Origin of the sequence: Bacillus sp. FSL K6-2839 (assembly GCF_038003365.1) — a bacterium.
GTDB lineage: Bacteria > Bacillota > Bacilli > Bacillales > Bacillaceae > Bacillus.
On record NZ_JBBOOZ010000001.1, the window covers coordinates 1952253 to 1966850 of the forward strand.

A 14598-nucleotide genomic window follows, 5' to 3' on the forward strand; every position below is an offset into this window, starting at 1 on the left:
CCATCTATCGCTTTTTTTAATAAAAATGACATCATGATGACTTTTTTGTTTAAGACAGCCATTTGTTTTTTGCCATCCATGCACCACCGATGACTCCTGCATCGTTTCCGAGTGAAGCAATCACGACTTCGACATCATCAGCGCAAGGCGGAAATGCGTGATGTTTAACAACGTGCTCTACTTTACTGCGAAGAAGCTCCCCTGCTTTTGAAACACCGCCGCCAATCACGATTTTTGTTGGGTTTAACGCACTGGCAAGATTCGCTAAGACAAGTCCAAGATGAGTCGTCACTTCTTCTACGACACGCATGGCAAGATCATCTCCACATTCAGCGGCCCTAAACACATCCTTTGCAGACAGCGAAGTGAGCGTGCCAAGTGAAGATGTATGCTGCTCCCTTTCTAATTTATCCTTTGCAAGCCGAACGATGCCAGTCGCAGATGCAATGGTTTCAATACAGCCTGTTCTTCCGCAGTTGCACGGTGCTCCTTGGAATGGAACGGCACAAATATGGCCAATTTCTCCGCCAGCCCCTGTCTCACCTTGAACAACTTCACCATTTACAATAATACCGCCGCCAACACCCGTGCCAAGTGTGACCATCAGGATATTTTTTGCGCCATCTCCTGCACCCTTCCACATTTCACCGAGTGCAGCAATATTCGCATCATTTTCTATGACAGATGGAAGTCCTGTCTCTGCCTCCAGGTGATCTTTGAGTGGATAGTTTGTCCAGCCGAGATTCGTTGTTTTATAGACAATCCCAGATACTTTATCTACAGGCCCAGGTGCACCCATTCCAATCCCAATAAGCGCTGATTTTGGCATACTGATTTCGACCAGTTTGTGGTCAATTGATTTGGCAATATCGACTGTGATCGTCTGCCCTGATTTATCCGTAGGAATCTCCCACTTATGCTGAATTTCACCATATAGATTAATGAACGCAAGCTTAATTGTCGTACCGCCAAGATCAACTCCTACAAACCAATCCCCTGTCATATGCCCTCCACCTTCACATTGTTTTTCGATTTAATTTGGCTAGTTCCATTTGAAGAATAGTCATTGCGTTTGACCATTCGGTCCGGTCAATAATGCCCGATGTATACATTTCCTTCAGTTCATCTGCCATAAATTCTAATTCCACTTCACGATCTCCGAAATACACATAATTTCCAAATCTCATGAGCAGCTGCTGTACATCATATAACGTTTTCATTATTTCCACCATTTCTTCTCATCAACAGATAGGATAAGCGTATTCATAAATGCGCTTTCAGTCAAGTCATTCAATGTGTTTGCGTGCTTTCAATATATTGTTTCAGTTTTAAAAATTGATCATTTTTTGGATCTTGGTCTAACCCTTTCTCGATTAGATCCTCCGCTTTCGCTGTCTCTCCTTTTTCTACGTACAACAACGATAAATGATACAGTTTATTTGGATCATCAGGATCTTTTTTAAGCGACTTTTGTAAAAATTCAATCGCTTTGTCAAGGTGGCCGAGCTGCGCTTCCGATAGTGCATATATATGGAGAGCATCAGCTGATGCATCCTTTTGGTGTACATATTCCTCTAATCGTTTACTTGCTTCGTTATAGTTCTTCTCATCAAATAGACTTGCTGCCTCACTTACTGCCGCCGCTTCCTTTTGATCGTCTGAATGAAACCCTGTATACAGTCCAAAACCGCCAATCAACAGCAGAACAGCACTAGCAACAAACATTTTGACAGGCTGCACCTGTTTAGGGAGCCGGACAGCTAAAGCGGCTAAAAAACCGCCAACCAGACCGCCAAGGTGCCCTGCGTTATCAATACCTGATACGGTGAAGCCTATCCCTAAATTGATCAGGATGATCACAATAATATTTGTCCCCATCGTTCGAAAGAATAGCTTGCGGTTAGAAATTGCTAAATATAATAGCGCACCTAAGCAGCCAAAGATCGCACCTGATGCACCGGCTGCGATGGCCGTATTAAAGACAAAGCTCGCAATGGAGCCAAAAATGCCGGAAATGAAATAGATGAGCAAAAATCTCCATGAGCCATAAATTCTCTCAACAGCCGCTCCGACAGACCAAAGAGCAAATGTATTAAAGAGTAAGTGCGTCAAGCCAATGTGCAAAAACATTGGTGTAATCAGGCGCCACCATTCTCCATCTAAGATCAGCCCATTATTTTTAGCACCAAACGCTGTTAAAGTTGCCGTATTGGTACTTCCGCCAGATAGTTCAAGCAAAAGAAACATCACCACTTGAACAGCGATGAGCAAGTAGGTGAAAATCGGTCTGCCATTTTGAAAAACGGCCCGTTCTCGTTCACGCTGCTTTTCCTGATCATCAAATGCCTGAAGTACGTTCACTTTAAGCCGCATGACATCTTCAGCTGTGTCTCTCTTCGCCTCTTCTACATCCACTGTCAGCGAGGTGTTGAGCCATTTTTGCAGCTCGTTTACGTCGTGTTGAAGAGTGTCTTCATTCAGTAATACAGGTGTAACCGTCACCTTTTGTTTTTTTTGCGGCTGACCGTTTAAGTCTTCCCAATCATCTACAGGATTGTCAGCTGTAAATTGGAGCTGCAAGAGATGAAGAGACCGTTTACGCATCGCCTCTCTCAGCTGATTCATCCGATACGTCTGCTCTTCGATATCTCGAACGATCTCCTGTCTAAAATTCACATCTTTTCTATATAGACGGATGAAATCATACCCTGAGTTTCGTGGTGCTTCAAAAAATATTTCATCTTCTGGATACGGACTTTGAATCATCTCGTACCCTTTTTGTCTTAATTCATCAACAACTCGCCAAAATAGACTATCTATGACATTCATTCATTCGCGCTCCATTTTTTACATTATTATAACAAGAATCGTTCTTATCCGCATTTCTGAACAAAAAAATCCCGGCTTCTGCGGGATTAGAATGCTTGGCGAATAAATTTCGTCCGAAAATATGGGATTTTCATCAGCCACTTAATAAAAAAGTGACGCACTTGATTTTGACCTAAGATCAAATTCATCAGCCGATAACGATTTTGCACGAGAACGAATGCAAACAATGTGAACACAATGCTCCAAATCATTTTATTCATCATATTCCCTCCTATGTTCGTATCGTGGCTTAAATAGGATTTGTTTATGCATGAACGATCATTTTTATCACTTTCAATGGTTCTTTTCATTAGCGGCTTTCACAATCTAATCCCTTGTTCTTTTGATTGAATATAATAGACCTCTTCACACTCTGATTGATCATAAGAAACGTCATTATTCACTTCCTCCCACATATTACGGAAGTATCTTTTCTTTCCACGAAATTTTTTCAAAACGGACCTCCTAGCAAAATGCCATTACATGCTGGTTTTTAATCAATGTGAAATCATATTGCGTTTCACCCTACCGTACCTGCAACTCTGATGAAACGATCTCAACACAAAAAGCCCGTTCTTTGGACAATCAGCGGACTTTTACTTTTGATATAACGTACCTTTTTCACTGACAATCATAGACACCGGTATGTCGTGTGCTTCAGCCGGCACATGCTCGATTTGCTGTAACGACAGACAAAGGCCAATGGTTACGCCGTGGTAGTCAGCTAAGTAGCGGTCATAATAGCCGCCACCAAATCCAATCCGGTAGCCTTTTTGATCGAAGCATACCCCAGGCACAATGATTAAATCAATGGCTTCTTTATGTACAGCTGCCGACGCCCGTGGGTCTGGCTCCAATAGCCCAAAGTAGCTGGATGTCATCTTTGTTTCGGGTGTATATTCATAAAACATCATCTCTTTTGTTTCCGGAAAACAGGTGGGTATACATACTGTTTTTCCTTCTTCCCACGCTTTTTCAATCAGAGGCATTGTCGGTATCTCTTTTCCTCTAGACATTGTCAAAGCGATCGTTTTCGCCTGTTTCCATGCCGGCAGCTGCAATAAGTGCTCATGAAGTAAAGCGGTGCTGCGCTCAAACTCTTCAGCGCTTATCTGATCCAGCTTGGCTAATGTTTGAAGGCGAAGCTCCTTTTTCATACAGATCATCTCCCATCATAAAAAAACAGCAGGAAAATTCCCTGCTGCTTACTTTGTTTCACGATGTAAAGTTTGTTTTTTATCACGTGAGCAATACTTTTTGAATTCAACGCGATCTGGATTGTTTCGCTTATTCTTTTTAGTAATATAGTTACGCTCACCGCATTCAGTGCAAGCTAGAGTAATATTTACGCGCATATTTTTCCCTCCAAACTAAAATCAATTCACATTCAGACCTAACTATAATACCACTTCTAGCTTAGGAATGCTAGAATGTTTTTTCACCAATTTCATTTTGAGTGCATTCCGTCCGTGTTCTCTTACATATCGCACGGTCATGTCATGAAAAATCGTCTGCTCCCCTATAAAACCTTATCCTTTGTCGTACTGTATACATGAGACCCCCTCTTCTCCCCGCCGCTCTCTTTTATTTTGACAGCGAGCAAGGTTTTCATACTCGTTTTACATATAAAAAGAAAAAAGATGAAAAAAAGGTGATTTTCTTCAGCAATTCCTTTTGAAACTAGCTTTTTTATGGTATAAAAAAGAAGGGTCGAAAACTGTCTGAAACAATCTTGAAAGCCTTTTATGGCTTTCAGCATTAAAATATGAATAAAAGGTGATGAAACATGGAAATTGCAATTATCGGATTGCTTGTTGTCAGTATTGTACTGATCGCATTCTCATATTTTCAAAGAGAGCCGATTAAAGAAGTCGAGCAGGAACTTGAAACACTTCAACTATCTGCAATGCAAGAAATCTATAAACTGAAAAAGAAAATGAAAGTGCTTGAAGAAGAATTACTTGAAACAAACATCGTCGTTCGCAAGCATTCAGAAATTGATCCATCCATCGCAAGACAGATCATTTCAAAGCACCAAAATGGCATGTCTCCTGAGGCCATTGCGCGCGCTGAGCATGTATCTGTAGAAGATGTCAACATGATCATTAAAGACAACGAGAGGGTGCTTGTATGACGAAAAAAAGCATCCAAACGTTTGCAGCAGGTATGATTCTTGCAACTGGGGTTCTTGCGATTGTCTTTTTTCTCACTGGGAAAGACGAGGCAGCAGCTGATACAACAACAAAAGAAACCCTCGCACAGAAAGTAACAGACACTGACGTGAAAAACTATTTAGACTCCAAAAAAGAAGTCACTGTCAGCCGTGAAACGTACCAGCAGCTTCTTGACTATAAAGAAAAAGCGCTGAAGGCAAATGAAGACGGCGATTCTAAGAGTGATAAACAAAAGCCTAAAGGCAAATCGATCAAATTCGTGATTAAAAACGGTATGAGTACAAGTGATGTTTCAGACATGCTGGAAAAGGACGGCATCATCAACTCGTCTAAAGATTTTAATGATTACGTGATTGACGCCGGCTACCATAAAGAAATTCGTGCAGGCAAGTTCAATTTAAAAACAGGGATGACGTTCAAACAAATCGTCAAAGCCTTAACAAAATAACAATAAAAACCCCCTGGCGGCACTGACCTCCAGGGGGTTTTTATTATCCAAATCGACCAGATATATAATCATTCGTTCTTTGATCGTTTGGCTCAGAAAACATCACATTCGTATCATTAACCTCAACAAGCTCCCCCATTAAGAAGAATGCCGTTCGGTCTGATACCCTAGCCGCTTGCTGCATGTTATGCGTCACAATGGCAATTGTATATTTCTCTTTCAATTTCATAATCAATTCTTCAATCTTTAATGTTGAGACAGGATCAAGCGCTGATGTTGGTTCATCCATTAATAAGATGTCTGGGCTTGTGGCAATGGCTCTTGCGATACAAAGACGCTGCTGCTGACCGCCAGAAAGGCCTAGAGCGGGAGCACTTAATCGATCTTTCACTTCATCCCATAGGGCAACATCTCGAAGCGCTTTTTCAGCGATTTCTTTCAATTGCTGCTTGCTCTTAACTCCGTGAATTCTTGGTCCGTATACGACATTATCAAAAATTGACTGAGGGAATGGATTCCCTTTTTGAAACACCATACCGACATTTTTACGCAGCTCCACTAAATCGACACGGCCTTTTAAAATGTTGTCATCTTTATACATCATATCCCCAGTGATTTTCACACCTGGCACTGTTTTGACCATAAGATTTAACGTTTTAATAAACGTTGACTTTCCGCAGCCGGATGGGCCGATAATCGCTGTGACTTCATGCTCTCTAATCGCTAAGTCAATATGCTTCAATGCATGATGCTGTCCATACCAAAGGTTCATATCATTCACACGAAACACTTCTTTTTTTGCTGTTTCAGTTGCTACTGCATTCATCAAATCCACCCGCCTTATCCAAATCGACCATTGATATAGTCTTCTGTTTTTTGCTGCGCAGGACGTGTAAAGATACGTTCTGTGGCATCATATTCTACTAGATCTCCATTTAAGAAAAAGGCCGTACGATCAGATACACGGAGCGCTTGCTGCATGTTGTGTGTCACAATGACGATTGAATAATCATTTTTCAATTCGCCTAATAGCTCTTCAATTTTCGCATTTGAGATAGGGTCTAGAGCAGAAGCTGGTTCATCTAATAGCAAGACACTAGGTTTCATCGCAAGTGTACGTGCAATACAAAGGCGCTGCTGCTGACCGCCTGACAATGACAAAGCAGATCTGTGCAAACGATCTTTGACCTCATCCCATAGCGCCGCCTTTGTTAAGCTTTCCTCAACCGCATCATCAAGCACAGATTTTCTTTTTTCCCCGGCATACTTTAACGCATGGGTGATGTTATTGTAGATCGATTTAGGAAATGGATTTGGCTTTTGGAAGACCATGCCGATTTCTCTTCTTAAATTCACCACATTAATGCGGTCATCCAAAATATTTAACCCTTCGTACATGATCGCCCCTTCACTTCTCGCACCTGGAATTAAGTCGTTCATGCGGTTAATGCTGCGTAAAAAGGTAGACTTCCCGCAGCCAGATGGGCCGATTAATGCGGTAATCGCATTCTTCTCAATCTCGAATGAAATGTGATTGACCGCTCTTTTTTCACCATAATAAATGCTTAAATCCTGCACCTGTAAAATCTGTTCCGCTTGAAGTGGAGCCTTTTTCGCTGCAATCTCTTTTTTTTCTGCCAGCATTTGAACCATATCCCCTTCACACCTCTCTCACATTATTTTGACGTAAGCTTTTTATGAATAAATGAACCAAGCCATCTAGCTGCTAAGTTGAACAATAAGACTGAAAGCACAAGTACGGCTGATGCACCATTTGCAATGGCCTCTGCATCTGGAATGATTCCTTGTGTATTGACGTTCCATATATGAACGGCTAATGTTTCAGCCGGTCTAAACACATTCAGCGGTGACGTATCAGAAAAAGGACTCCAGTTTGTGAAATCAAGGCGCGGTGTGGAGAGACCTGCTGTAAAAAGAAGGGCAGCCGCCTCACCAAAGACTCTTCCTGATGCTAAAATCGCACCAGTGATTATAGACGGAAGCGCACCTGGGATAAGGACCGTTTTGACTGTGTGCCACTTCGTTACACCAAGCGCAAGTGATGCTTCCTTTTGATCCTTCGGTACAGAGCGCAGCGCATCTTCTGTCACCCTGACCATCACCGGCAGGTTAAACACAGTGAGCGCAAGAGCTCCTCCAATGATCGTATAGCCCCAGCCTGTTAAATTCACAAACATGAGTAAACCAAACATCCCAATGACGATAGACGGAAGTGAAGACAGCACTTCAATACATGTACGAATAAAATCTGTGACTTTGTTTTGAGGTGCATACTCTGCCATATACACTCCCCCGCCGACGCCAAGCGGGACTGTGATCAGCATCGTAATAAACAAAATATAAAACGAGTTAAACAGCTGATCCCTGATGCCGCCGCCAGAGCCAATCGCACTTGAGCGAGTGGTCAAAAAGTCAAAGTTTAATTCTTTTGCACCATTGAAAATGATATAAGAAAACAAACCAACGAGGATCGCCGTAATAATGGCAGCACATAATCCAAAAACAAACGTGGCAAAACGATCGGTCATTTTGCTATTCATTAAATCTTCCTCCTAGACGACAAGTATCTAATAATAAGTATGAACATAAATGATACAACTAGAAGGACAAGTCCCATTGACCAAAGTGTATTGTTTTCAACACTTCCATACGTTGTGTGACCCATGTTTAACGTAATAATGGTTGTTAATGTACCAGCTGTATCCATAATGCTCTCTGGTAAATTACGCGTGTTTCCAATGACCATCTGTACAGCAAGGGCTTCTCCAAATGCTCTAGCCATGCCGAGCACGACCGCTGTCATTAATGTTGGCAGAGCTGCCGGGACAAGCACACGTCTAATCGTTTGCCATCTTGTTGCGCCTAATGCGTACGATCCCTCACGTAAACTTTTTGGTAGTGAACCCATTGCATCAGTCGCAATGGATGTAACGGTTGGCAGGATCATAATAGACAGGACAATCGTTCCTGCTAGCACGCTATGTCCTGAGCCGCTTGACTTGAAATGTCCGATAAACGGCACCAATACTGTAAGACCTATGAATCCGTAAACAACGGATGGAATCCCTACAAGCAATTCAATGACTGGCTGGAGGATTTTACGTCCCCAAGCAGGTGCAATTTCTGTCATAAAGATGGCGCCTGCGATGCCTAGCGGCGCTGCAATGAGTGCCGATAGGAGCGTGACGGCGATTGATCCAAAGATAAACGGAAATGCACCGTACTGCGGGTTTTCTGCTGTTGGGTTCCAATTGATACTGGTTAAGAACTCAATTGGGCTTACACCATTTACGATGAAAGATTGTAAACCCTTAATGCCAAGGAAGATGGTAATGGCGATTGATACAGCAATCATTAAGAATGCGCAGAATCTCACCAAAATACTTCCTCTTACTTCATCCATTTGCCTATTTTTCTTCGAGCTGATCAGTCGATCGCTCGCTTCTGTATGTTCTATCTGCTTCATCTTTTTCTACACTCCTATGAATGTCATAAAAGGAAAAGTGAAAAGCTCCACTTTTCCTTCATCAGCAATTCAAGACCTCTTACTTATCTGTTTGTTTCCCTGTTGCGTCTCTTTCTACTTTCATATTAGAAACTGAGATGTAGCCTTGGTCTTTGACGATTTCTTTTTGTACTTCATCACTCATGAGGTAATCTAAGAATTGTTTTGCTAGACCATCCGGCTCACCTTTTGTATAAGAATGCTCGTAAGCCCAAATTGTATATTTACCGCTTTCTACATTGCTTTCTTCCGGTTTCACACCATCAATGCTAAGCGGTGTAATTTTGTCATCTGTTAAATAAGAGAATGCTAGGTATCCAATCGCACCTGGTGTTTCTGCAATCAGTTTTTTCACTGTGTTTGAAGAATCTTCTGTGATTCCTTCTGCAGGTGTTGCACCATCAAGTGCATACTTCACAAATGTTGCACGAGTTCCTGAAGAGTCAGGTCTGTTCACAAGAGTGATTTTTTGGTCTTTCCCGCCAAGCTCTTTCCAGTTTTTGATTTTACCAGTGAAGATTTTTTTCAATTCGTCCTTTGTGATGTCTTTGACACCCACTTCAGGGTTTACAGCTGCGGCCATTCCAACAACTGCTACTTTGTGGTCTGTTAAAGCTTTTGCGTCGATTCCGTCTTTCTCTTCTGCGAATACATCTGAGTTACCAATTTGTACAGATCCTTCTGAAACTTGAGAAAGTCCAGTTCCTGAACCGCCGGCTTGCACTTGAATATCGGCTTTTGGATGTTTATCCATGAATTTTTCTGCTGCCGCAAGAACTAAAGGCTGCATCGCAGATGATCCTGAGATGGTAATGGAACCTGATGCCTCATCTTTGTTTGAAGCATTTCCTTTACTGTCTTTTGAATCTCCGCTTGAGCTGCTGTTTCCGCATGCTGTGACGAATGCTAACAATGCGATAGTAAGGAAAGTAAGCAGCCATAATTTGTTCTTTTTCATTTCAAGAATACCCCCTGAATAATTTGTCCTACGAGTAATACATTAAAGGTTCTTTATTAATTTCGTTTAAATGGAATGTTAAGGTTTTGTAAATGTCGAAGTTTTGTAGAGATCTTGCGATGTTTTTTATGCATTTTGTCAATTTATCTCGAAAAATTTGAAGAAAACGTAAAAAAACGCCCACAAAAAGTGAGCGTTTTTACCTAGAAAAGGTCTAGTCATTTGTTTCTGCTTCATTTTCAATTTTATTTTTGTTCTTCGCTTGTGTATCATTGCTTTCCTGTTTTGATTTCAGCTCAAAGTACTTGTCTAATACTTGTTCACCGATATCATTTGTAATTGGATAGCGCTGGTTGTAGTCTTGATACACCCACGGTACAACGACGGAAATGGCCACCTCTGGATTATCAGCAGGCGCATACGCAACAAGTGTGGTGTTATACGTCGGTGTGCCGCGTTTACTTTTAATTGGGCCGTCATAGAATGATTGAGCGGTCCCTGTTTTGCCAGCTGGGTTGTATTTTTTGTTACCAAAGTTCGAATAGGCTGTCCCTCTTGGATTCTGCATAACAAGCTTGAAGCCTTGCTGAACACGCTTGATCTCTTCACTTGTCATGTCTAGCTTATTCAATACGTCTGGTTTGACGGATTCTGTCACAGCACCAATGCCGCGCTGCGGATCTGGCTCTCTCACTTCTTTGACAAGCTGCGGACGTAAACGATATCCGCCATTGGCAACTGTTGAAACGTATTGCGCCATTTGCAGCGGTGTAAACGTATCATACTGTCCAATTGAATAGTCAAGCAGGAGACCAGATTGTGTAGATGTTCCCCGATAGCCCGTTGCTTCGTTTGGCAGGTCAATCCCTGTTTTGACCCCAAGACCAAATTTACTGAAATTATAGCGGAACGTATCAAATGCTTTCGTATCGATTGGGAGCGGCTGGTTCTTACGATACTCCCCTTTCCCAATGGCGATCGCTGTTTTGAACATATACACGTTTGATGAACGCTCGAGTGCCGTTAAATCATTAACAAGTCCCATATTTTGATAGGATTTCTTTGGCGGTGACTGCGCGATATACAGCGGTTCATCATACTGGGTACTTCCAATGTGCAGCGCGCCTGTTTTATATCCCGTCAGTACAGTTGCCCCTTTGACAGCTGAGCCCATCGCATAGGATGATGTCATCGTTCCTAATGCGTAGTCATCAAATTTATATTTTCCGTTTTTATTTGAAATCTGTTTCCCCGCAACTGAGAGAACCTCTCCATTTCTCGGGTCCATCATGACAACAAACGCGCGATCAAGAAGCTCTGTTCCGCCTCTTTGTTTCGCACTTCTCAAATTCTTTTCAACGATTTTTTCAACCGCTTTTTGCAGCTGAATATCAATGGTGAGCACAAGGTCTTTCCCGCTCTTTCCTTCTGTTAGCACTTTAGAGCTTGTCACATTGCCCTCTTTATCGGTTGTGCTCTGTTCTTTTTCCTTTTGGCCTTGCAGGACATCTTCATATTGATATTCTAGATAGCTTTTTCCTACACGATCATTTCGGCTGTAGCCGAGCGATAAATAATGTTCAAGAAGTGACTGCGGAAGTCCTTCATCACTTGAGGACACACTGCCGAGCATACTGCGGAGCAGTCCTTTATACGGATAGCTGCGTGACCAGTCTGTTGTGACATCCACACCTGGCAGCTCGTCCAAATGCTCAGAGACGTAAGCAATTTCGCTTGGCTTCACATCTTCATTTTTAATGAACTGAGGCGTAAGTGCATAGCCTGCATCCATTTGTCTTTTAATCGCAAGCACTTGCAAGTCTTTTTTCGTCAGTTGATTTAATTCCTTGTCCGTGATGCGTTTTAGTTGAAGCTCATATAGTTTATCATCAGAGACCTTATCGTCACCCTTTAATTCCGATTCCTTTTGAACAAGCTTTTTCGCTTCATTCGGATGCGTTAAGATCCAGAAATCTTTTTTGTCACGATCTGTGATTTTTTTCGTACTCACATGAATCATATCCGCTAATTTTGTTGCCACTTTGAGCCGCTCTTCTTGTGAAGTTGTCGAGGTTCTCGTATATGTAATGGCATTTAGCGCTTTATTGCTGACAATCGTATTATAGTTTCGATCGTAAATTTTTCCGCGCGGAGCAGATGAGCTGATATTCACATCTTCTTGTTTTTCTGCCTGCTTTTTATAATCTTCTCCATTGACAATTTGTACAAATCCGAGTCTCACAACAACACCGGTAAAAATAATAAACGCAGCTAAAAATAGTAAATTCAGCCGGAGTGGAAGTGTTTTGCGCCCTTCCTTTGCGTCTTTTTTGTTTTTCTTGTTTCTCATCACATCACCTTTTCTATCAAGAAAGAAATGGCACCCCTTTTTGTGTATAAAAGGTGCCATCATCATTTTAGCGGTTTTTCTATTATTTATCTAGAAATTTGATGTTCCATTGGTAAGAAATTTTACCTTTCTCCCTTAATAAGGTTCGTGTGAGAAACTGGCTTTTGACCGTCAGTCTCTTTCATATCAGCTGTTTTTTCTTTTAAATGAATATCTTTTACAAAATAATAAATGAGTGTGTGTCCCGCTCCAAGCACAACAAGAGATGCAGGAATCCCAAGCTCATCACCCAGTAAGGTGACAGATAGAAGAAACAACACAATGGAACAAATACGGCCAGCATTTAAAAACAGCTCCCTGACCACAATATATTCAATTCGGGCTTTCCTTGCATACCTTGCATGACCGATGACATCGTATGTTAAGGATACATATGGAACAAGCAGAAGCGGGTATCCTATCGCAATGGCTACCGCATACATGAGAAGTGATACATAGGACAAGTGAAAGACGATTAAGAACAAGGCGCCGTATAAAATCAGCCCGCCAAGCATAATGGCCTTCTTTCGCCATTTTTTCTTAATCAAACGTGTAGCGAAGAAATAAGCGAAAAAAGCAACACCGGAGTTCACTAAACCAAACGTCCCGAGAGCAAGCTCACTGTTTGTTGCAATAAACACAAAGACACTGATTAAGAAGACAAATACCCCTTCACGAAGCCCTTGAAAAAAGTGAGCTGTTGTAATCTTACGCCAATTCTCGTCGGCATGGCGTTCTTTCCATATTTGCTTGATGATAAATTTCCCTTTTGACTGCCTTCTCTTGAGGAAAAAGCTCATCACAACCGCTAGTGAAAACAAAAAAAGCGATAACGTGAAAATCACCGTATAGCCTGTATCATCCGTTAATTGAGAAATGACAATCCCCGCAATGAGAGGACCGATCATGCCAGCAGTAGATGACAGCACTCCGAGAAACCCATTAAAGAAATCTCTTGTTTCAGGCTCAGTGATCTCAAAGGTAAGTACGTTAAAAGCAAGCCAGTAAAAACCATAGCCGATCCCAAGGACACTCCCTAATAAAACAAGCCGCGCGGCCGCTTGCTCTCCTGCCATTAAGACAATTAAGTAAAAAGCGGCTAAAAAGATAACGCCGAAACGAAGGACAAACGCCCGGTCTATTTTTTTAGCGAGCCGGCCTGCGAATAAAAATGTAATGGGCTGAAGCACAACAATAGCCAGATTGTAAATTGCAAGATCCGTGAATTTCCCAGACTGTTTCCATAAATACACGTTTACAAACGTATTTGAAAGCGCAATGGCAAGTGCATATAATCCGCCAATCGTGAGGAGGAGCATTAAATCTCTTGTAACATCCATGTCCCCGAACATTTTCTTTAATCTGCTCATATATTTCATTCTCCTTTTCTACACAATAGTCTGTCTCATCAAAAGACAGATATGTAAAAAAAGGAGGGAAAATATAAAAAGACCTGCTTCTCTAAAGAGCAGGTCTTTTCAAATCGAATGATTTATTTAGCTTCGCTGTAAAGGCGAGCCACTTCATCCCAGTTCACAACATTCCAGAAAGCTGAAATGTAATCAGGACGACGGTTTTGGTAGTTTAGGTAGTAAGCATGCTCCCAAACGTCAAGTCCTAGAATTGGTGTTTTTCCTTCAGTTAAAGGAGAATCTTGGTTTGGCGTGCTTGTGATTTCAAGTTTGCCATTGTTCACAACAAGCCATGCCCAACCAGAACCAAAGCGTCCTGCAGCTGCTGCAGCGAAATCAGATTTGAATTTTTCAAATCCGCCTAATTCTTTTTCGATTGCATCTGCAAGTTCACCAGTTGGTGCGCCGCCACCGTTTGGTGAAAGAAGCGTCCAGAATAATGAGTGGTTAGCATGTCCTCCGCCATTGTTACGTACAGCTGTACGAATGTTTTCAGGCACAGAGTTTAGGTTAGCCACTAGCTCTTCGATTGATTGATCTTCAAGAGCTGATACACCTTCGATTGCTTTGTTTAAGTTTGTTACGTATGTGTTGTGGTGTTTTGTGTGGTGAATCGTCATTGTTTCCTTGTCGATATGTGGTTCTAATGCATCGTAAGCATATGGTAATTCTGGAAGTTTAAAAGCCATGGTTAAATTCCTCCTTAGAAATGTATGTACTGAAATGCTTCCTTAGGTCGTAAGCAAGCAATTCAACCTACTCAAAGAGTATCAAAAGAATTGGCTTGTTTCAATGTTATTGCTCATGATCTGAAACATTTCAG

General features: G+C 41.8%; 17 protein-coding genes. 2 read left to right on the forward strand and 15 right to left on the reverse strand.

From position 1 onward, the window contains the following. Positions 1–49: 49 nt before the first annotated feature. The 7 genes from MHH26_RS09945 to rpmG form a co-directional block, all read right to left on the reverse strand. Complete coding sequence (locus tag MHH26_RS09945; RefSeq protein ID WP_340973317.1) at positions 50–1003, reverse strand: ROK family glucokinase; 954 nt, start codon at positions 1001–1003, stop codon at positions 50–52. A gap of 13 nt (positions 1004–1016) precedes the next feature. Next, the gene (locus tag MHH26_RS09950; protein ID WP_008342322.1) at positions 1017–1220 is read right to left on the reverse strand and encodes a YqgQ family protein; all 204 of its coding nucleotides are present in this window, start codon (positions 1218–1220) and stop codon (positions 1017–1019) included. Positions 1221–1290: 70 nt separating this feature from the next. Then, the gene (locus MHH26_RS09955; RefSeq protein WP_340973319.1) at positions 1291–2829 is read right to left on the reverse strand and encodes a rhomboid family intramembrane serine protease; all 1539 of its coding nucleotides are present in this window, start codon (positions 2827–2829) and stop codon (positions 1291–1293) included. Positions 2830–2915: 86 nt separating this feature from the next. Continuing rightward, positions 2916–3089 (reverse strand): hypothetical protein, encoded by a 174-nt coding sequence (locus tag MHH26_RS09960; protein WP_017367602.1) that lies wholly within the window; start codon positions 3087–3089, stop codon positions 2916–2918. 99 nt (positions 3090–3188) lie between these two features. Beyond that, positions 3189–3323 (reverse strand): hypothetical protein, encoded by a 135-nt coding sequence (locus tag MHH26_RS09965; protein WP_258182066.1) that lies wholly within the window; start codon positions 3321–3323, stop codon positions 3189–3191. A gap of 141 nt (positions 3324–3464) precedes the next feature. Then, positions 3465–4025 carry a 5-formyltetrahydrofolate cyclo-ligase gene (locus tag MHH26_RS09970; protein WP_340973320.1) on the reverse strand — a complete coding sequence of 187 codons (561 nt, stop codon included), beginning with the start codon at positions 4023–4025 and terminating at the stop codon, positions 3465–3467. 48 nt (positions 4026–4073) lie between these two features. Further along, positions 4074–4223: a 50S ribosomal protein L33 gene (gene rpmG / locus MHH26_RS09975; protein ID WP_008360061.1), complete on the reverse strand. Its 150-nt coding sequence runs from the start codon at positions 4221–4223 to the stop codon at positions 4074–4076. A gap of 431 nt (positions 4224–4654) precedes the next feature. Between rpmG and MHH26_RS09980 the strand changes: the two genes are divergently transcribed. Both MHH26_RS09980 and MHH26_RS09985 read left to right on the forward strand, forming a co-directional pair. Then, complete coding sequence (locus MHH26_RS09980) at positions 4655–5002, forward strand: hypothetical protein (RefSeq protein WP_003217285.1); 348 nt, start codon at positions 4655–4657, stop codon at positions 5000–5002. Next, complete coding sequence (locus MHH26_RS09985) at positions 4999–5490, forward strand: endolytic transglycosylase MltG (RefSeq protein ID WP_034661306.1); 492 nt, start codon at positions 4999–5001, stop codon at positions 5488–5490. The genes MHH26_RS09980 and MHH26_RS09985 overlap by 4 nt, the downstream gene beginning before the upstream one ends. Positions 5491–5533: 43 nt before the next feature. On the opposite strand, the gene pstB (MHH26_RS09990) is transcribed toward MHH26_RS09985, so the two are convergent. The 8 genes from pstB (MHH26_RS09990) to sodA all read right to left on the reverse strand — a co-directional run bounded on the left by pstB (MHH26_RS09990) (position 5534) and on the right by sodA (position 14464). After that, a complete protein-coding gene (gene pstB / locus MHH26_RS09990) occupies positions 5534–6316 on the reverse strand; it encodes a phosphate ABC transporter ATP-binding protein PstB (RefSeq protein ID WP_034661307.1) in 783 nt (260 codons plus the stop codon). A 14-nt stretch (positions 6317–6330) separates the two neighbouring features. Further along, positions 6331–7143: a phosphate ABC transporter ATP-binding protein PstB gene (gene pstB / locus MHH26_RS09995; protein WP_034661308.1), complete on the reverse strand. Its 813-nt coding sequence runs from the start codon at positions 7141–7143 to the stop codon at positions 6331–6333. A 23-nt stretch (positions 7144–7166) separates the two neighbouring features. Then, positions 7167–8051: a phosphate ABC transporter permease PstA gene (gene pstA / locus MHH26_RS10000; RefSeq protein ID WP_034661309.1), complete on the reverse strand. Its 885-nt coding sequence runs from the start codon at positions 8049–8051 to the stop codon at positions 7167–7169. After that, positions 8051–8977 carry a phosphate ABC transporter permease subunit PstC gene (pstC, locus tag MHH26_RS10005; protein ID WP_003217329.1) on the reverse strand — a complete coding sequence of 309 codons (927 nt, stop codon included), beginning with the start codon at positions 8975–8977 and terminating at the stop codon, positions 8051–8053. The genes pstA and pstC overlap by 1 nt, the downstream gene beginning before the upstream one ends. Before the next feature lie 79 nt (positions 8978–9056). After that, complete coding sequence (locus MHH26_RS10010) at positions 9057–9974, reverse strand: phosphate ABC transporter substrate-binding protein (protein WP_034661310.1); 918 nt, start codon at positions 9972–9974, stop codon at positions 9057–9059. Between the two features lie 214 nt (positions 9975–10188). Further along, positions 10189–12324 carry a peptidoglycan D,D-transpeptidase FtsI family protein gene (locus MHH26_RS10015; protein WP_340973322.1) on the reverse strand — a complete coding sequence of 712 codons (2136 nt, stop codon included), beginning with the start codon at positions 12322–12324 and terminating at the stop codon, positions 10189–10191. A gap of 122 nt (positions 12325–12446) precedes the next feature. Next, positions 12447–13733, reverse strand: a complete 1287-nt coding sequence (locus MHH26_RS10020; RefSeq protein WP_060596680.1) for an MFS transporter — start codon at positions 13731–13733, stop codon at positions 12447–12449. Between the two features lie 122 nt (positions 13734–13855). Then, positions 13856–14464: a superoxide dismutase SodA gene (gene sodA / locus MHH26_RS10025; RefSeq protein ID WP_007501264.1), complete on the reverse strand. Its 609-nt coding sequence runs from the start codon at positions 14462–14464 to the stop codon at positions 13856–13858. Between the last annotated feature and the right edge of the window lie 134 nt (positions 14465–14598).